Origin of the sequence: Pseudomonas sp., assembly GCF_046581935.1 — a bacterium.
Taxonomy (GTDB): Bacteria; Pseudomonadota; Gammaproteobacteria; order Pseudomonadales; family Pseudomonadaceae; genus Aquipseudomonas.
This window is the reverse complement of record NZ_JAYGFK010000012.1, coordinates 540,635-557,684: the sequence shown is the minus strand read 5'-3', so window position 1 is coordinate 557,684 and position 17,050 is coordinate 540,635. Positions and strand designations below refer to the sequence as shown.

Annotated in this window: 15 protein-coding genes; 4 read left to right on the top strand and 11 right to left on the bottom strand. The window is 59.8% G+C overall.

Going from position 1 to position 17,050, the window contains the following annotated elements:
• Nucleotides 1-9: 9 nt before the first annotated feature.
• Nucleotides 10-2,154, top strand: coding sequence for a putative bifunctional diguanylate cyclase/phosphodiesterase (locus VCA57_RS10390; protein ID WP_411184918.1), 2,145 nt, complete (start codon nucleotides 10-12; stop codon nucleotides 2,152-2,154).
• Between the two features lie 21 nt (nucleotides 2,155-2,175).
• Here VCA57_RS10390 and VCA57_RS10385 read toward each other — a convergent pair whose 3' ends face one another.
• The 4 genes from VCA57_RS10385 to VCA57_RS10370 all read right to left on the bottom strand — a co-directional run bounded on the left by VCA57_RS10385 (nucleotide 2,176) and on the right by VCA57_RS10370 (nucleotide 6,940).
• Complete coding sequence (locus VCA57_RS10385; protein WP_411184917.1) at nucleotides 2,176-3,081, bottom strand: acyltransferase; 906 nt, start codon at nucleotides 3,079-3,081, stop codon at nucleotides 2,176-2,178.
• A 150-nt stretch (nucleotides 3,082-3,231) separates the two neighbouring features.
• The gene (gene pta / locus VCA57_RS10380; protein ID WP_411184916.1) at nucleotides 3,232-5,358 is read right to left on the bottom strand and encodes a phosphate acetyltransferase; all 2,127 of its coding nucleotides are present in this window, start codon (nucleotides 5,356-5,358) and stop codon (nucleotides 3,232-3,234) included.
• A 19-nt stretch (nucleotides 5,359-5,377) separates the two neighbouring features.
• Entirely contained in the window at nucleotides 5,378-6,565 is a 1,188-nt protein-coding gene (locus VCA57_RS10375) for an acetate kinase (protein ID WP_411184915.1), read from the bottom strand.
• A gap of 48 nt (nucleotides 6,566-6,613) precedes the next feature.
• The gene (locus VCA57_RS10370) at nucleotides 6,614-6,940 is read right to left on the bottom strand and encodes a DUF3565 domain-containing protein (RefSeq protein WP_411184914.1); all 327 of its coding nucleotides are present in this window, start codon (nucleotides 6,938-6,940) and stop codon (nucleotides 6,614-6,616) included.
• Here VCA57_RS10370 and VCA57_RS10365 point away from each other — a divergent pair.
• From VCA57_RS10365 to VCA57_RS10355, 3 genes are all read left to right on the top strand, one after another.
• Nucleotides 6,909-7,394: an FKBP-type peptidyl-prolyl cis-trans isomerase gene (locus VCA57_RS10365; RefSeq protein ID WP_411184913.1), complete on the top strand. Its 486-nt coding sequence runs from the start codon at nucleotides 6,909-6,911 to the stop codon at nucleotides 7,392-7,394. The genes VCA57_RS10370 and VCA57_RS10365 overlap by 32 nt on opposite strands.
• 223 nt (nucleotides 7,395-7,617) lie before the next feature.
• Complete coding sequence (locus VCA57_RS10360; RefSeq protein WP_411184912.1) at nucleotides 7,618-8,100, top strand: glutathione peroxidase; 483 nt, start codon at nucleotides 7,618-7,620, stop codon at nucleotides 8,098-8,100.
• A gap of 228 nt (nucleotides 8,101-8,328) precedes the next feature.
• The gene (locus VCA57_RS10355) at nucleotides 8,329-9,066 is read left to right on the top strand and encodes a nitroreductase family protein (RefSeq protein WP_411184911.1); all 738 of its coding nucleotides are present in this window, start codon (nucleotides 8,329-8,331) and stop codon (nucleotides 9,064-9,066) included.
• A 57-nt stretch (nucleotides 9,067-9,123) separates the two neighbouring features.
• Here VCA57_RS10355 and VCA57_RS10350 read toward each other — a convergent pair whose 3' ends face one another.
• The 7 genes from VCA57_RS10350 to VCA57_RS10320 form a co-directional block, all read right to left on the bottom strand.
• A complete protein-coding gene (locus VCA57_RS10350; RefSeq protein ID WP_411184910.1) occupies nucleotides 9,124-10,455 on the bottom strand; it encodes a DUF58 domain-containing protein in 1,332 nt (443 codons plus the stop codon).
• Nucleotides 10,456-10,495: 40 nt separating this feature from the next.
• Nucleotides 10,496-11,590, bottom strand: coding sequence for an AAA family ATPase (locus VCA57_RS10345; protein ID WP_411184909.1), 1,095 nt, complete (start codon nucleotides 11,588-11,590; stop codon nucleotides 10,496-10,498).
• Nucleotides 11,587-12,840 carry a DUF4350 domain-containing protein gene (locus VCA57_RS10340; protein ID WP_411184908.1) on the bottom strand — a complete coding sequence of 418 codons (1,254 nt, stop codon included), beginning with the start codon at nucleotides 12,838-12,840 and terminating at the stop codon, nucleotides 11,587-11,589. Before VCA57_RS10340 ends, VCA57_RS10345 begins: the two co-directional genes overlap by 4 nt.
• Nucleotides 12,837-14,408 (bottom strand): DUF4129 domain-containing protein, encoded by a 1,572-nt coding sequence (locus tag VCA57_RS10335; protein WP_411184907.1) that lies wholly within the window; start codon nucleotides 14,406-14,408, stop codon nucleotides 12,837-12,839. Before VCA57_RS10335 ends, VCA57_RS10340 begins: the two co-directional genes overlap by 4 nt.
• Entirely contained in the window at nucleotides 14,395-15,375 is a 981-nt protein-coding gene (locus tag VCA57_RS10330) for a stage II sporulation protein M (protein WP_411184906.1), read from the bottom strand. Before VCA57_RS10330 ends, VCA57_RS10335 begins: the two co-directional genes overlap by 14 nt.
• Nucleotides 15,372-16,094: an RDD family protein gene (locus tag VCA57_RS10325; protein ID WP_411184905.1), complete on the bottom strand. Its 723-nt coding sequence runs from the start codon at nucleotides 16,092-16,094 to the stop codon at nucleotides 15,372-15,374. Before VCA57_RS10325 ends, VCA57_RS10330 begins: the two co-directional genes overlap by 4 nt.
• Before the next feature lie 90 nt (nucleotides 16,095-16,184).
• The gene (locus VCA57_RS10320) at nucleotides 16,185-16,946 is read right to left on the bottom strand and encodes a hypothetical protein (protein WP_411184903.1); all 762 of its coding nucleotides are present in this window, start codon (nucleotides 16,944-16,946) and stop codon (nucleotides 16,185-16,187) included.
• Nucleotides 16,947-17,050: the final 104 nt, after the last annotated feature.

Genomic DNA, 17,050 nt, shown 5'->3' with positions numbered 1-17,050 from the left:
GGAGGCAATATGGCACAGGTGCAGATGAAGATCGCGGCCACCATCCAGACGCTACTGGTGGTCGATGATCGCCAGGAGAACCTTGAGGCCATGCAGGCCTTGCTTGAAGACGGTGACTGGCACTTACGCTGTGTGGCATCTGGCGAGGCAGCGCTGCAATGCCTGTTAGAGGAAGACGTTGGGCTGGTGCTGTTGGATGTGCAGATGCCGCACATGGATGGTTTTGAAGTGGCCCGACTGATGCGTGGTAACCCGCGTACCCGCTACACCCCGATTATCTTTGTATCGGCCATCGCTCAGACCCAGGACTCGGTGCTAAAGGGTTATGCCACGGGCGCAGTGGACTTTATGCTCAAACCGTTCGACTCGAATGTGCTGCGCCATAAAATTCATGCTTTGCTTGAACATGAACGCAACCGCAGCGAGTTGTTGCAACTCAGTCAGCAACTGGACAGTGCTCGCGCCTTTAATGCCTCCGTGTTGGACAACGCTGCGGAGGGCATCATGGTAGTGGGGGAGAGCGGGCGTATCAGCTTCGCCAATCCTGCCATGGCGCGCATGCTTGTCGGTTCGGTCGGTGATCTAGAGGGTAGCGAAATGCTCTCTTACCTGGTCACGCCCCAGGTTACGTGTGACTGGCGTATGTCCGAGTTCTACCGGCAGTGGCGACGTGGCGAAGCCTACCGCTTGCATGATGCCAGCCTACGTACCCTGAACGGTGGCCAGGTGCCGGTTGCGTTGTCTTGCTCGCCTTTACCGCGCGTGCAGCACGCCATGGTGGTCATGGCGCTGGATATGTCGGTGGTGCGTAATCTGCACCAGCAGTTGGAGTCACAGGCCATCACCGATTCTTTGACGGGTTTGCTCAATCGCCGTGGTTTTTATCAGGCGTTGGATTCGGCGCTGGCGCGTATTGATCGCAGTGGCCAGCGTATGGCAGTGCTCTATCTCGATCTTGATGGTTTCAAGCGTATCAATGATTCACTCGGTCATGATGCCGGGGATCAGTTGCTCAAACGAGTGGGCGAGCAACTTAAGACCAGCCTGCGCCCCTATGACTGCCTCGCGCGTATTGGTGGCGATGAGTTCACTGCATTGCTCGACAGCCTGGAGCACCCGGAAGATGCGGCGCGCATAGCCGAAAAGTTGATTGAGCAGGTATCCGTGCGGCACACCATTGATGGTGTCGACGTGACCATGGGCGCGAGCGTTGGCATTGCCTGCTTTCCGGAGTGCGGGCAAAACGTGGAAGGCCTGCTACGGGCAGCGGACATGGCAATGTACGAGGCCAAGCGCGCCGGACGGCAACAGTACCGCTTCTTTTCACCGGAGATGAACGGGCGTGCGCGTTCGCGGTTGATGCTTGAAGAAAGCCTGCGTAGCGCCATCGAAAATAATGATTTCCTGCTGGTTTATCAGCCACAGATCTACCTCGACAGCGGTCGGTTACGCGGATTTGAAGCGCTGCTGCGCTGGCAGCATCGAGTGGCGGGCACGATAGCGCCCGGGGTGTTTATCCCGTTGTTGGAGGAAACGCGGCTGATCAACCGTTTGGGTAGCTGGATATTCCAAGCCGGGGTCGAGCAATGTCGGCAGATGAGTCAGCTGTATGGCACTGAGCTGGTGATCAGCCTGAATGTCAGCCCTGTGCAGTTCAGCATGCCGCAGCTGGTCGAGGACCTGCGCCGGGTACTGGATGAGCAGCAACTGGCAGCGCATCAATTGGAGGTAGAGGTAACTGAAAGTGCGCTGATGCAGGACCTTGATACCAGCCGTGAACAACTGCGCCAACTGCGCCTGCTGGGGGTGAAAATTGCCATCGACGATTTTGGTACTGGCTACTCATCCCTGGCTTATCTGCGTCATTTCGAGCTGGATACGTTGAAGATTGATCGCCTGTTTATTACCAATATGCTCGACTCGCCGCGCGATGCCGCCGTGGTTAGCACCATCATCGATCTGGGTCGCCACCTGGGGCTTGAGGTAATTGCCGAAGGGGTTGAAACCATGGCCCAGCGTGATTGGCTGGCGCAACATGACTGCGCGATTATGCAGGGCTTTCTGGTTGCGCCCGGCCTGAGTGTCGAGCAGGCCAAAACCTTCCCCGCAACGGTGGATTGGCACAATCTACCGTTGCGTAATGACAAGCTCTAGGCGGGCTTGTTTTAAGCGAGCTTAGCGGGCGGGGAATTGCTGCTTCAGCTCACTCAGTAGTGCATCTTTGTCTAGCCACAACTGATTGACCCATTGCTGAAACCGCAGGCGATACGCCTCGTCCTGGTCGTAGTTACCACCGATAAATTCAGCCGGAATCGGCAGCTCCTCAAAGCGTACGACCACGTGGTTAACGCGCCCGCACAGTAGGTCCCAGAAGCCGGGATTACCTTGCGGGTAATGAATGGTGACGTTGATCAAGCTATGCAGCTGTTCGCCCATGGCGTCTAGAACAAAGGCAATACCGCCAGCCTTGGGCTTGAGCAGGTGCTTGAAAGGCGATTGTTGTTGCGCGTGCTTGGCTGGCGATAGGCGCGTGCCTTCCAGGAAGTTGAATACCGACACCGGGTTGGTTTTGTAGCGCTCACAGGCTTTACGCGTGGTGGCCAGGTCCTGGCCGCGTTTTTCTGGGTGTTTGGCCAGGTATTCCTTGCTGAAACGCTTCATAAACGGGAATTCCAGCGCCCACCAGCACAGGCCAATCACCGGCACCCAGATCAGTTCTTGTTTAAGAAAGAACTTGAGAAATGGGATGCGATGATTGAACTGGTATTGCAATACCAAAATATCCACCCAGCTCTGGTGGTTGCTGGTGACCAGGTAGGAGTGTTGCTTATCAAAGCCGTTTAGCCCGGCCACATTCCAATGGGTATGACCAACCAGATTCATCCAGAACTTGTTCGTGCTAATCCAGAACTCGGCAATGCCGTGCATTACAAAACGCAGTACGCGCTGGATTGCTGGAATCGGCAGGACGAGTTTGAGCAGCGATATGGCAAACAGCGGCCAGCAACAGATTAGCGTGTTGAGGGCGAGCAGCAGGCCGGCAAGCAGACCGCGCAGTGGGGCAGGCAGAATCTTCAGCATGGGGGCAGGCGCCTCCAAAAAAGGGGCTTACGCCCCGGATTGTTTGTGCCTATGGTTTCTCTCCATAGGTCGTTCGGCGCACAGGTTACCTTTTGCGCACCGAACTGCAACCCCCTCGAAACGCTGGTGATCGACGCGGTTCGCGGTTTTTTAGCGCTGATCTCCGGGCAGTATTGTCCTTACCGAGTGCGGCAGGTTGTCGGCCTGAATGGCAGTTAGGGCGATGGTAAAAACGATGTCATCGACCAAGGCGCCGCGTGACAGGTCATTCACCGGTTTGCGCAAACCTTGCAGCATTGGCCCGACGCTGACGCAGTCGGCACTGCGCTGCACGGCCTTATAAGTGGTGTTGCCAGTGTTCAGGTCGGGGAAGATAAACACCGTGGCGCGCCCGGCGACCTGGCTGTTGGGCGCTTTTTGGCGGCCGACACTTTCGATAGCCGCCGCGTCGTACTGCAGGGGGCCGTCGAGCAGTAGCTCTGGGTTGCTTGCTCGGGCCAGGCGCGTGGCCTCGCGGACTTTCTCCACTTCCTCGCCGCTACCCGAGTCGCCAGTGGAGTAGCTGAGCATTGCCACGCGTGGCTGAATACCAAAGGCGCTGGCCGATGCCGCGCTTTGCAGGGCAATTTCCGCTAACTCCACTGACGTCGGGTCGGGGTTTACCGCGCAATCGCCATAGACCAGAACCTGGTCGGGCAGCAGCATAAAGAAGATCGATGACACCAGTTTATAACCGGGCGCAGTCTTGATCAGCTGCAGGGCGGGTCGGATGGTGTTGGCGGTGGTGTTGATCGCCCCGGAAACCAGGCCGTCGACTTCATCCAGGGCGAGCATCATGGTGCCCAGTACCACGGTGTCTTCCAGTTGTGCGGCGGCCATCGGCGCATTCAGCCCTTTACCCTTGCGCAGCTCGACCATGGGGTCGACATAGCGCTCGCGTATCAGGTCCGGGTCGAGAATCTCCAGCCCGTCCGGCAGGGTTATGCCGTGGGCATTAGCAACGGCGTGAACGTCTTCTGGTTTGGCCAGTAGTACGCAGCGGGCGATGCCGCGCGCCTGGCAGATGGCCGCCGCCTGCACGGTGCGCGGCTCACTGCCTTCCGGCAGAACGATACGTTTGTTGGCTGCCTTGGCGCGTTGTACCAGTTGATAACGAAATGCCGACGGCGACAGGTGCAGCTCACGCGGTCTACCGCAGCGGGTGAATAGCCATTCATGGTCAAGATGGCTGGCAACGAAGTCGGCGACTTTGTCCGCGCGCTCCTTGTCGTCGACCGGGATTTCCTTGTTCATGCGGTTGAGGTTGGTGGCCGTGTCGTAAGAGCCGGTACTCACAGTCATCACCGGCAAACCGCTTTGCAGTGCGCCACGGCACAATTCCATGATGCGTGGGTCGGGGGCGAAGTCGCTGCACAGCAGCAGGCCGGCCAGTGGCATGCCATTCATGGCCGCGAGGCTGGCGGCGAGGATGATGTCGTCGCGGTCGCCTGGCGTGACCACCAGGGTGCCAGGTTTGAGCAGTTGCACGGTATTGGCCACCGCGCGGGCGCAGAGCACGATCTTCATCATGCGCCGTTGCTCATAGTCGCCGGCATTCAGCACGCGTGCGCCGAGCAGATCAGCAATATCGCGGGTACGCGGCGCGTTCAGTTCCTCCAACCAGGGGATACAGCCAAGCAGACGGAAATCATCACTTTTGAGCAATGGCGAGGTTTCTTTCAGGCGATTGGTAAAGCCCTCGATGCCATCCTCGCTGCGCACCTTGTTGAGGATCACTCCAAGCACTTTCTCGTCTTTGGGTCCACCGAACAGCTGTGCCTGGATTTCTACCCGGTCGCACAGTTCGCTTAGGCTTTCCTGTTCTGGAGCGGACACCAGAACCACCTCGGCATCCAGGCTTTTCGCCAGGTGCAAATTGACTCGCGCGGCATAGCTGGCTTGGCGCGTTGGCACCATGCCCTCGACGATGATGACGTCTTTGTCGGCCGATGCTTGCTCAAAGAGGCTGATGATTTCTTCAAGCAGCTCATCCAGATGGCCGTCACCGAGCATGCGTTCAACATGGGCCAGCGACAGCGGTTTGGGTGAGTGCAGGCCATGGGTGCGGGCAATCAGTTCACTGGAGCGTTCCGGGCCGATGTCACCCGGGTGTGGCTGGGCGATGGGCTTGAAAAAGCCGACCTTGAGCCCGGCGCGTTCCAACGCGCCAACCAAACCCAGGCTGATTGAGGTTAGGCCGACACCAAAACCGGTGGGGGCGATAAAAAAGGTGTGCATAGGTGCTCCGTAGTCGCAGTCAGGCGTCGAGTAGCGCCAGGGTGTCGAGGGCAATCTGTCGTTCTTCGTTGGTCGGTACTACCAGCAGGCGAGGGTAACCTTGCGCCTGGATTGAGCCGGCTGCACCGCGCACGGTGCGGGCGTTGGCTTGTTCGTCGATGGCCAGGTTGAACAGCTTGAGGTGGGCAATGGTCTTGCTGCGCACCAGTGGCGAGTTCTCGCCAATACCGCCGGTGAAGATCAGTCCATCAAGGTGTGGCAGGGCGCAGCTCATGGCTGCCAGGGATTTGGCCAGGCGGTAGCAAAACACCTCGATGGCCAGGGTCGCGCCGGCATGGCCCTGCTCGCGGGCCTGCTCCAGGGTGCGCATGTCATTGGACAGGCCAGACAGCCCGAGCAGGCCGCTCTCTTTATTGAGCATGGTTTCGATCTGCTCCAGGCTCCAGCCTAGGGTGCGTGCCAGATGGCTGTGCAAGTTAGGGTCGACATCGCCGCTGCGCGTGCCCATGACCACGCCTTCCAGCGGTGTCAGGCCCATGCTGGTGTCGCGACTCTGGCCATTGACGATGGCGCAGGTCGAGCAGCCGTTGCCAAGGTGTGCCACTAGCCAACTGCTGGCATTGACTGGCAAACCGGTCATCGCGGCGGCGCGCTGGCTGACAAAACGGTGGCTGGTGCCGTGAAAGCCATAACGGCGCACGCCGTGCTCGCTATACAGCGGCGTGGGTAGGGCATAGCGGTAGGCGTGTTCGGGCAGGGTCTGGTGGAATGCGGTATCGAAAACGGCCACCTGAGGCAGGCTCGGGAACAGCGTGATCGCTGCCTCGATGCCTTGCAGGTTGGCTGGGTTATGCAGCGGTGCCAATGGCGCGATGGCGCGAATGCCGGCGATAGCAGCGTGATCTAACCGGCAGGCCGCCGTGAAATGCTCGCCACCATGCACCACGCGGTGGCCAATACCGTGCAACTGGCCGTCAGCAGCCGCCTGTACGAGCGGGAATACGTGGGCCAGTGCGACGCTATGATCGGCGTGGGGCAGCATCAGGCTTTGCTGCTTGCCATCCTGCTGCCAGTGCATCTGCGCATCCGCGCCGCCCAGTCGCTCAACTATGACGTTGAGGGAGAATTGCTCGTGGTCCTCGTTGACCAGGGCAAATTTGATCGACGAACTGCCGCAGTTGACCACCAGAATGTTGCGTGCGGGCATTTACCGCTCCTTGTTCAAATCGTGTTTAGGTCACTGCATTGCGACTGCCTAGTCGGCGTCATGTTCAGCCGCACACCAGCCACAGGGGAAGGTCTTGCCCAGCTGCATTTGGCGTTGCTTGGCATCCAGCACCCAGGCGCGATTCTGCCAGGGCGGCTGATGGCGCAGGTGCTGCGTATGGCCGCAGGACAATACTGCCAGCCAATCGCCGTGCTCATCCTGACGGAAATCAAGCACACGCACTGATGCCGCGCGTGGCCGTTTGTCTGTGTGCGGTTCGCTTTCGGGCGTGCCCTTGGGTAAACTTGCCCGCTCTTTATTTCCACGCAAAAGGTCTCGCCCCATGCTGATCGCCGCCAATAAGGCCGTCTCCATCGACTATACCCTGACTAACGATGCCGGAGAGGTGATCGATAGTTCCGCAGGCGGCGCGCCGCTGGTTTATCTGCACGGTGCCGGCAACATCATCGGCGGCCTGGAAAAAGCCCTGCTGGGCAAGCAAGTTGGCGACGAGCTGGACGTTTCTGTCGAGCCTGAAGATGCCTACGGCGAATACAGCGCTGAGCTGGTCGCGACGCTCAACCGTTCGATGTTTGAAGGTGTGGACGAGCTGGAAGTCGGCATGCAGTTCCATGCATCCGGCCCGGATGGCGGTATGCAAATCGTGACTGTCCGTGAACTGGACGGTGATGATGTGATCGTTGATGGCAACCACCCTCTGGCGGGCCAGCGTCTGAACTTCAAGGTCAAGGTTGTTGAAGTACGTGATGCCAGCGAAGAAGAAGTTGCTCATGGCCACGTGCATGGCGAAGGTGGTCACCACCACTAAGAATCTCTCTCGGATCTCCTGCGCGTTGGCCCTGTTGTGTTACAAACAGGCTCGCGAGATCCAAGCAGATTCTAAGGTTTAGCCTTATGTCGTAGCCGCGAGTCGACTTATGGTCGTATCAGTTGCCGGCTTGACTGCTAAGCTAGAGCAAAAGAAAGGCGCCTTCATCGAGGCGCCTTTTTTGTCCGTTACACGTAATCTGTGTGTTCTCAAGGAGTTAGCCATGAGCGCCTTTCACGACCTGAATTTGCGTGCACTGGATGGGCAAGACTTACCCCTGGCGCCTTTCAAGGGGCAGGTGGTGTTGGTCGTCAACGTGGCGTCGAAATGCGGTTTGACGCCGCAATATGCCGGCCTGGAAAAGCTCTATCAGCAGTACAAGGACCGTGGGTTCAGCGTGCTGGGCATGCCGTGCAATCAGTTTGCCGAGCAGGAACCCGATAGCGAGGAAGCCATCCGCGCATTTTGTAGCCTGAATTACGGCGTTACCTTCCCATTGGGTAGCAAGCTTGAGGTGAATGGCCCGGAGCGCCATCCGCTGTACCGCTTGTTGGCGGGTGAGGGTGCTGAGTTCCCTGGTGATATCACCTGGAATTTCGAGAAGTTTCTGGTTGGCCATGACGGCCGCGTGCTGGCGCGCTTTTCGCCGCGCACCACGCCGGATGATCCGAGCATCATCCAGGCTATCGAAAAGGCTTTAGGTTAATCGTCTTTCACGATCTTGCGAGCTAGAGATGAACGGTGGCGAAAGCGGCCGAGGAAGCGGAGTTTACAGCTGTAAATGAGCACTCCGAGGCCGTTTTCAACGCCGTTCAGCCGACGCGCAGCAGGTCGTGAACAGGTCATTTGCGCCAAGGCTGCGGACTAAGCTCGTATACGGCTTGTTCGTGGTCAGGCATCGCGGCTTAATCGGGGATCTGCCGAGGATTTGCCGATGAGCCTGTTTCCCGCTGAAGCTGCTATTTCTCCTGCCACACCCGCTGCGCTACGTGAGCTTATCGAGAGCCGCCGGGCGGTGCGCCGTTTTACTTCTGAACCCGTGCCCGATGACATTGTGCGTGATTGCCTGGAACTGGCGGTGCTAGCACCCAATTCCTGCAATTTGCAGCCCTGGAGCTTTCAGGTGATTCGCGATGCAGAGCTGTTGGCCCGTTTGCACCCGGTATGCATGAGCCAGAACGGGGCCAAGGCGCCACTGATTATCGCTGTGCTGGCCCGCCCAGATACCTGGAAGCAGGCCTGCCAAAACATCATCGACTACTGGCCTGAACCGGACGTGCCCGCGCGGATTCGCAGCTTTTACAGCAAGACCGCACCGTTTCAGTACAACCAGGGGCCGTTCGGTCTGCTGGGGCTGTTCAAACGTCAGATGCTGCGCATAGCCGCTTGGCGCAAGCCGCTGATGCGTGCGCCCAACAGCCGCGCGCAGATGCGTATCTGGGCCGTGAAGTCGACGGCATTGGCGGCGCAGAACCTGATGCTGGCCTTCCAGAGCCATGGCTACGCCACCTGCCCGATGGAAGGCTTTGATGAAGTGCGCCTGCGCCAAACCCTGAGCATCCCGCGCCAGGCCTTGCCGATCATGCTGCTTGCGGTGGGTAAGCAGGATGAGAAGGGCGTGTACAACCCGCGCCTGCGTTTCCCGTTGGAGCAGCACGTTACCTGGCTATAGCGTCATGCTTCGCGTCAGCGCGGTAGCGCCGACGCGCAGCAGATCCTGGGCGGACTCTTACAGTACGCCGGCTTTTTTCCAGGCCAGATAACTGCTCACCAGTTGCGGCCCTAACTCGCTTGGGCGGGCATCCAGCACCGGCACTTTGTTGGCGATCAAGCGCTCGTGCAGGCCGGCGCGGGCATTCAGGTAATCCAGGGTGCCGCAGTAATCCAGGGCGCTGGATAAGTCCTGTACCGGGGTGTGGCGCAGGGTATCCAGGACTTCTTCACGCAGGCTGGCGACGAGCACGCGATGCTGGCGGCCGAGGCGTTTGACGGCACCGAGCAGCGCCTGATCATCCTCATCGCGCAGGTTGGTTACCAGTACCACAAGGGCGCGGCGGCGCTGGCGGCTGAGCAGGTTTTCTACGGCGGCGTTGAAGTCGGCGGGTTGCTGGGTGCTGCGCAGGTCGTACAGCGCATTCAGCAATACATTCAGTTGCGCCTGGCCTTTGACCGGCGCGAGGAAGCGGTTCTGCTCGCCGGCAAAAGTCGACAGGCCCACCGCATCGCCCTGACGCAGCGCGACGTAGCTGAGCAGCAGGCTGGCGTTGAGGGCGTGATCGAAGTGTGACAGCTCGCCGTCCTGGCTGCGCATGCGCCGGCCACAGTCGAGCAAGAAGACGATCTGCTGGTCGCGTTCATCCTGGTATTCACGGGCAATCGGCGTGCGTTTACGTGCTGTCGCCTTCCAGTCGATTTGGCGTAAGGTGTCGCCGTCACGAAACTCGCGCAGTTGGTGGAATTCCTGCCCGAGCCCACGGCGTTGCTGCTGGCGCACACCAAGCTGGCTGAGCCAGTCATTCACGGCCATCAGTTGCGCGCCATAGAGGCGGGCGAAGTCCGGATAGACGCGGGTTTCACCGGCGAGTGGCAGGTAGCGTCGGGCGCACCACAAACCCATGGGGCTGGGTAGGCTGACCTCGCACTGCGGGAAGCGAAAGTGCCCACGTTGCAGAGGGCGAACGCGGTAGCTGACTTGGGTCTGCTCGCCTGGGTGTAAGTCGACCTTGAGCGGCAGGTGCTCGAAGGCCATTTCGCCGGGCAGGTGGTCGAATACTTCCACCTGTAGCGGACGACTGTAGCTATGCCGCAGGCTCAGGCGCACTTCGCTCCAGCGACCCAGTGGCAGGTTGCCGGGTAGTTGCCGCTCGATGTGCGGCGAGGCAACCAGGCGTAAGCGCAGGGCGTCGATTAGTGTCAGGCCGAGCAATACCAGCAGCAGGCCCCAGTAAATCGGCCCGAAGCGTTGCGGCACGGCAATGCCCAAGGCGCTGCAGATGCCCAGAACTATGCCAATGGCGAAAAGACCGGCCAGCAGCGCCAGCAGCGCGCGTGAGGGTTTCATGCCGTAGCGCCTTGCAATGCAGGCTTTTCCAGTGTGGATGTCATAGGCGCGGTGCCGGAACCTGATCGAGCAGTTGTTGCAGCACCTGATCGACCGACAGGCCTTCGATGTCCAGCTCCGGTGACAGACGCACGCGGTGGCGCAATACGGCCAGGGCGCAGCCTTTGATGTCATCCGGCAGCACGAAATCGCCGCCGCGCAGCAGGGCCCGGGCGCGGCCGCAACGGACCAGGGCAATCGAGGCGCGCGGGCCAGCACCGATGGCCAGGCCAGGCCAGGTGCGGGTGGTGCGGGCGATGCGCACGGCGTAGTCGAGCACTTGCTCGTCAATTGGCAGATCGCTGGCAATCTTCTGCAGTGCCTGTACATCGCGGGCTTGCAGCAGGGTGCGCAGCGGCGTGACTTCAAGCATGTCGGCTTTGCTGGAGCGCGCCACCTGGCGAACCATGTTCAGCTCTTCGCTCTGCTCGGGATAGTCCATGCGCAGCTTGAGCATAAAACGGTCGAGTTCTGCTTCTGGCAGCGGGTAAGTGCCTTCTTGCTCAATTGGGTTCTGGGTGGCCAGCACCATAAACGGCAGCGGTACATTCAGGGCACGGCCTTCCAGGGTGACCTGGCGCTCTTGCATCACCTCCAGCAGCGCGGCCTGGGTTTTAGCTGGCGCACGGTTGATCTCGTCTGCCAACAGCAGGTTGGTGAACACCGGACCTTTGCGCAGTTTGAATTGCTCGCTCTGCAGGTCGTACACGGCATGGCCGGTTACGTCACTGGGCATCAGGTCCGGGGTGAATTGGATACGGGCGAACTCGCCGCCAAAGCAGCGAGCCAGTGCGCGAACCAGCAGGGTTTTACCCAGGCCGGGAACACCTTCAACCAGCACATGGCCGCCGGCTATCAGCGCGCTGAGTACATCATCGATCACTGCCGTTTGGCCGATCAGGGCTTTCTGCAGTTCAGCGCGCAACGCCTGAGCGAGCTGGCTTGCACGTTGCCGCTGGCTATTCGGGGTTGCTGCAGCGGCTGCCGGGGCAACAGGTGCCGTGGGTTGTAGCGGTGCTTCGCTGGTGGCGGGCTCGGCGGTTACGGCAGTCGGTTCGATTTCGCTTTCCGGCTGTTCGGGTGTGTTTTCGCTCATAGGGCATTCCTGAGGGTTTGCAGGTTGGCGACCTGGCGGGTGAAATCGGCGGCGGCCAGACGCTGCTTGGGCGACGGCCGCATGGCTTGACTGATAAAGCTGGAAGGCTGACGGGTTAGGCGGCTGAGTACCTGCCATTGTTCGGCCACCGCGAGGCGCTCGAAACCTGGGTGGCGATGCCGAGCACGGCGCTGAATATCCTGTTGCAAGCCTTGCAGCAGGCTGTGCTGACCGTTGTGACGCAGCAGGAAGTCGGCGCTGCCGCGCAGGTGTTCCTGTAACTGTCGGCGATTGCGGCTCGCAGGCAGTTGCAGCGGGCCTTGGCGCATGCCCAGGTGCCACAGGCCAAAGGCCACGAGCAGGGCCAGGGCGACCAGCGCTTGTGGGAAGTGTTCGAGCAATAGGCTGAACAGGTCGTCACGGTCGGCGCGATAGAGCAGCGTCACCTGGCTGTCTTGGCTCATGTACCAGAGCAGCCAGGCGTTGTCGTAATCAGCGATGTTCTGGTTTTGCCAGATCCAGCTGTCGCTGACTACGGTGATCAAGCCGTCGCCATGGTAAAGCTGCAGCAGGTGGGTCGCGGCATCGCTGTTGGCCCAGACGTGAGCACGGTTTTCAGCATCGTAGAGGTGGAAGTCGGTATCGAAGTTGAAGTAAGCCGGCGCTTCTTCATTTTCCAGATAGAGCTGGGTCAGCTCCGGGTAGTTGTTAGCTTCGTCTGCGCTTGCTGGTGCCTCATCATCTGGCGTTGGCTCGGCTTGTTGTTCGGCAGCGTGCTGCTCTTCGGTGGGGGCGTCTTCATCTGTTGCTTCGCTGTCGTCTTCGTCGAGGTCTTCACTCTGGTATTGCTGGATGCCCAGGCTGTCGAGTAGCAGGTCACCACTCTTACCTTCTTCTTCATCCCACAGGCGCTCGGCGACAAACAGCAGGTGCCCCCCTTTGCTCGCCCAGGCCAGCAAGCGTTCAGTTTGCTTGGGCGTCATGCGGTTGCGATTGCCGAGCAGCAGCAGGGTGTGCCCGACGCTTGGCAGGTCTTTGAGTACATCCATGCCATCGGCGCGCTGCACGTGTAGGCCCTGCTTGCGCAGGAACTGTTCGGCGGCCAGGTAAGGATTGCCTTGTGCTTCAGGTGCAGGACCGTGTTCCACGGTTTCCTGATAGGGCGTGAGCTTGCCCAGCAGATAAATACCCAATAGTCCTAAGGCCAGCAGTAGGCCTGTACCGAGCAAGAACTGCACGCGACGGGTCATGCCTGCGCTCCTTGCTCAAACAGCTGTCGCCATGCCGCGCAGAGGTCATGTTTGAGTGCTGCGGGTGGCAGCCGATGGCCGTAAGCGAGGTTTTGCCAGTGAAGGGTTAAGGTTTGGCTGAACTGGCTGAGGCTACTCTGCTGCAGAGTCTGTACCTGTTGCAGCACTTCAGCTTCGGTGTGTGCGCTTTTCAGCGGCAGTTGTTGTTCATGCAGCATGCGGCTGAGCAGGGCACGGTAAAGCAGGCCGAGGGCCGCTCGCGGCTGTTCGTCCCAGAGTCGTTCAACCTCGCCGGGAATATCTGTTGGCAGGCTCTGCGGGGCTACTTCCAGGCCGAACAGCTGCTCGGGTGGCTGGTACTGGCGTTTTTGTGGCAGGCGCAAGCGGCCGGCAAAGGCATTCAGCCAGTCGCGGTAACGCCAGAGTAACCAGGCAATCAGGCTGAACAGTACGGCCCATAGCAGTACCTCGAAAAACAGCGCCAGTGCATCGACGCTTTTCCACTTATCGTTGAGTGCGAAGAGGTTCTCTAGCCAATCGCTCAGTGCCTTGGTGTCTGCTTCGCTGGGCTCCTTGGCCTCTTCACCAAAGCGCCAACTGGTGACGGTTTCACGGTTCTCGAAGGGCGGCTGGTCGAGCAATTGGGCGATGCTCTGCTGGGCTTGCTGGCTGGTCAGGGATTGTTTCAGCAGGCGCGCAGCCTTTGGCCCCATAGGGTCTTCAATTGGCAGCGGGCAACTGCTGGCAGCGGCCATGGCGCTGTTTGGCACTTGCAGTAACAACAGGCCACAGCCCAGCAGCAGGGCGTAGGCCACGCCGGTAAGCCGCTGGCGTAACTGGCGGAACACCAGTTCGATGTCCCAGGCTTCGAGGGCGGTACGGCGGTTCAGGTAGAGGGTGAAACCGCAGGCCACATAAACCGGCTCCCAGATAATCAGCAGCAGCACGTAGAGCAGGTTGGATAGGTGCTCCAGCCACATCCATTCCCCGGTAGCCGCATTGATCAGGCTGGCCCAGCTCCAGTTCAGTTCGATCTGGGCCGGCAGGAGCATATAGAACAGGCTGATCATGCCGAACCACAGCGCCATCTCCAGGTGCACGCCAACCACGGTCAACCACGTGGCGCCTCCTGCGTCGCGCTGGCCGAGTACCACCAAGCGCTGGCTGCGGGCTTTGCCCGACAAACCTTCGAGCTGCATCACCGGTAGGTCGAAGCTGCGGGTAGGGCTTAGCCTGCGCCAGGTCAGGCTGGCCAGCAGTTGCGGTTTGAGTAGGCCGGGCCAGGCCTTCAGCGCCTGCTTGAGGCTCGGTGTGGCGCCAAACAGGGCATGCGAAAGGATGTACAGCGGCAGGCGCTCATAGGCCGGTTTTAGCCACCAGAAAATCAGCATGGCGATACTCGGTGAGTCCCACAGCAGTAGGCACAGTAGGGCGAAGATCGGCACTGTCACCAGTGCCCAGCTGAGCATCAACAAGCCCGCGTGCTGCTTGGCCAGGAGTACCCCAAGGTCAACGGCTTCCCAGGCGCTGCGTGGGCGGATTACCACGCTGGCATCAGTCAGGCGCATGCGTACCTCGACCTGCCAGCAGCAGATAGGCCAGAACCAGCAGCCAGAGTGCACCGCCGACAGCGTATTTAACGCTATGGCTGGCCAGGCTCATGGATGACCAGTACGCCTCGATAAAGGCTGCCAGCAGCAGAAACACAATAACTCCGCCGACCAGGCGGACGCTGACGCCAGCGGCGACTCGCAAGGCTTCACCACGCGGTAAGCGACCGGGCACCAGCAGTGCCCAGCCCAGCTTCAGGCCGGCGGCACCGGCCAGGGCAATCGCCGTTAGCTCGAACGCACCATGGCCCACCACGAATGACCAGAAGGTGTCGCCATAGCCGATTTGCGTCAAATGGCCGGCCACTGTGCCAATCATCAAACCGTTGAACAGCAGGAAGAACAGGCTGCCTAGGCCAAACAGCAGGCCGCTGGCAAAGGTCTGAAAGGCAATGCCGATGTTGTTCATGATGTAGTAGCCGAACATCATCCAGTCATCACCGGAGTCACGCTCACTGAAGCGGCCGATGCGCCTGGCATCGGGGTCGTACATCTTTTCCATCTCGGCGACTTGGTCGGGGGCCATCACGCCGTAGACCAGGTCCGGGAAGTGGTAAACCAGTGTGCCCATCAGCACCAGGCTGCCGAAGAACAGCAGGCTGGCAGCGGCGACAAAGCGCCACTCGGCTCTGACCAGGCGCGGGAAACCCGCCAGGATAAACCCGAGTAGTTGGCCGCCCAGAGGGCTGCGATGGCGATAGAACTGCTGATGACCACGCATGGCCAGTTGTTGCAGGTGCTCGATTAAATAGCTGCTGTAACCACGGCTCTGTGCCAGCGCTAGGTGCTGGCACAGGTTGCGATAAGCTGCGGCAAAGCCTTTGCACTGCGGGCTATCAGCCTTGCCGCGCTCCAAGGCGTCGAGCAGCGTGGCAAAGGCTTGCCAGTCGTGCTGATGCTGATGCTCAAACAGGCTTTGTTTCATGTCGGGCCTAAAAGTCCACGGGCGATGCCGTGGATCTGCTGTTCAGCGCGCTCGGCAGGCACCTGCAAGGGCTCGGCAAGGATGCTCGCCAGTTCCTGGCGGCGTGCGCTGGACAGGCTGTGGGCGCGCTCGGCAAAACCGAGCAGCGCGTGTTGTTCGTTGATGTTCATGCTGAACGGTGCGCGCAAGGCGTCGGCTTGCGGCAGTTCTGGCGCGGCTGGCGGTGTATCGCGGTAGACCACCAGCGTGCCGGCGGCGATATCGCCGAGACGTTTGAATGCGGGGTGATTAAGGCAGCTGAGAATGCCCAGGGTGTAGCCAAATGGCAGGATATCGACGAAGCGCAGCAGGTTGCGGGTCAGTGAGGCGGCCCAGCCAATCGGCGTGCCGTCATCATGAATCACCCGCAGGCCCATCACCTGCTTACCTGGCGAGCGGCCCTGGTTGAGCACTTCAAACAGCACCATGTACCACCAAGTCACGAGAAATAGCAGGATGGTGCCCAAGCCCGTACCGAACTGACCGAGCAACGCCAGAACGGCAAACAACGCACCGAGCAATGCACCGCGTATCATCAGATCGATGCTGAACGCCAGGGCACGCGGTACTAGACCCGCTGGGCGCAGGATCAGGTCGATCCCTTCCGGCGTTTCCACTTTAAAGCGGGTGTCCAGTCGCGTGCGGTCGGTAGCTGAAACAGAGTTTGACGTAAGCGGCATCGGCTGACTGCGTCGAGGAAAGCCCGATGCTAGCCAGCAGCGGGCAGGGAAGCAACCGACTCAATGATTTGAGTCGGTTCAGCAGGCTTTTTATTGCGGCGCTGGCAGCACGCCGAAGATGGTGCGGTAAAGCACGCCCATGGCAATGACAAATAACGGGATGGTCCAGACCAGACCAATGCCCAGCGGGATGGCGCTGATAGCGGTGATCAGGCCGAGCAGCAAGAACAGGCCGAAAACCTTGAACCAATGCTGGGTAATGGCTTTGCGCGAGGCTTCCAGTGCTTGCCAGGGGCTAAGGCCACGCTCAACCACCAGTGGTACCGCCAGCATATAGGCGACGGCCAAGTACACGCCGGGAATGACTAGCAGAAAGAAGCCGAGGTAGATCAGCAGCATGCTTAGGATGGCGGTGATCACCAGCGGCACGGTGCGGCCGAAGTGGCTGAAAATATCATTAAAGTTGATCGGTTGATCAGCCGCACGACGAACACCCACCATGTTGATTCCGGCCATAAATGGATAAGCCAGTGCCGAGGCCAAAATACCGATGATTAATTCGGCGGCAATTGCCATTAACGGACTGTCGCTGATTACACCCAGCAGGCCGAAGAATCCACCAATCAAGAAAGAGGCGGCGAGCAGCACGACGTAGAACACCAAAAAGCCACCGATGATGGTGCCTTTAGTGCCTTTCACACGCTGCCAGCTCTCTTGGAGGACTGCACCGATGCTGAAATCGTAGCCACGGCTTAAGGCTTCTTCGATGCTTGGTATCTGGCTGTTGTGCGGCGCTTCCTGCAGGGCACTGACTGGTGCTGCATAGGGATTGTTGGCGCTTATCTCACTCATGGGGCGTCCTTGTTCATGGAGTGGTAGATCGGGGGCACACTTTAATTGCCGCCTTGGCACCCGACAAGGCGCAATGGAGGCCTATGGCGTGCGCTGGTGCAAGG

Coding starts and splice junctions, on each gene's coding strand:
- VCA57_RS10390 (WP_411184918.1), top strand. CDS start 10: ATGGCACAGGTGCAGATGAAGATCGCGGCCACCATCCAGACGCTACTG.
- VCA57_RS10385 (WP_411184917.1), bottom strand. CDS start 3,081: ATGCTGAAGATTCTGCCTGCCCCACTGCGCGGTCTGCTTGCCGGCCTG.
- pta (WP_411184916.1), bottom strand. CDS start 5,358: ATGCACACCTTTTTTATCGCCCCCACCGGTTTTGGTGTCGGCCTAACC.
- VCA57_RS10375 (WP_411184915.1), bottom strand. CDS start 6,565: ATGCCCGCACGCAACATTCTGGTGGTCAACTGCGGCAGTTCGTCGATC.
- VCA57_RS10365 (WP_411184913.1), top strand. CDS start 6,909: ATGCTGATCGCCGCCAATAAGGCCGTCTCCATCGACTATACCCTGACT.
- VCA57_RS10370 (WP_411184914.1), bottom strand. CDS start 6,940: ATGGAGACGGCCTTATTGGCGGCGATCAGCATGGGGCGAGACCTTTTG.
- VCA57_RS10360 (WP_411184912.1), top strand. CDS start 7,618: ATGAGCGCCTTTCACGACCTGAATTTGCGTGCACTGGATGGGCAAGAC.
- VCA57_RS10355 (WP_411184911.1), top strand. CDS start 8,329: ATGAGCCTGTTTCCCGCTGAAGCTGCTATTTCTCCTGCCACACCCGCT.
- VCA57_RS10350 (WP_411184910.1), bottom strand. CDS start 10,455: ATGAAACCCTCACGCGCGCTGCTGGCGCTGCTGGCCGGTCTTTTCGCC.
- VCA57_RS10345 (WP_411184909.1), bottom strand. CDS start 11,590: ATGAGCGAAAACACACCCGAACAGCCGGAAAGCGAAATCGAACCGACT.
- VCA57_RS10340 (WP_411184908.1), bottom strand. CDS start 12,840: ATGACCCGTCGCGTGCAGTTCTTGCTCGGTACAGGCCTACTGCTGGCC.
- VCA57_RS10335 (WP_411184907.1), bottom strand. CDS start 14,408: ATGCGCCTGACTGATGCCAGCGTGGTAATCCGCCCACGCAGCGCCTGG.
- VCA57_RS10330 (WP_411184906.1), bottom strand. CDS start 15,375: ATGAAACAAAGCCTGTTTGAGCATCAGCATCAGCACGACTGGCAAGCC.
- VCA57_RS10325 (WP_411184905.1), bottom strand. CDS start 16,094: ATGCCGCTTACGTCAAACTCTGTTTCAGCTACCGACCGCACGCGACTG.
- VCA57_RS10320 (WP_411184903.1), bottom strand. CDS start 16,946: ATGAGTGAGATAAGCGCCAACAATCCCTATGCAGCACCAGTCAGTGCC.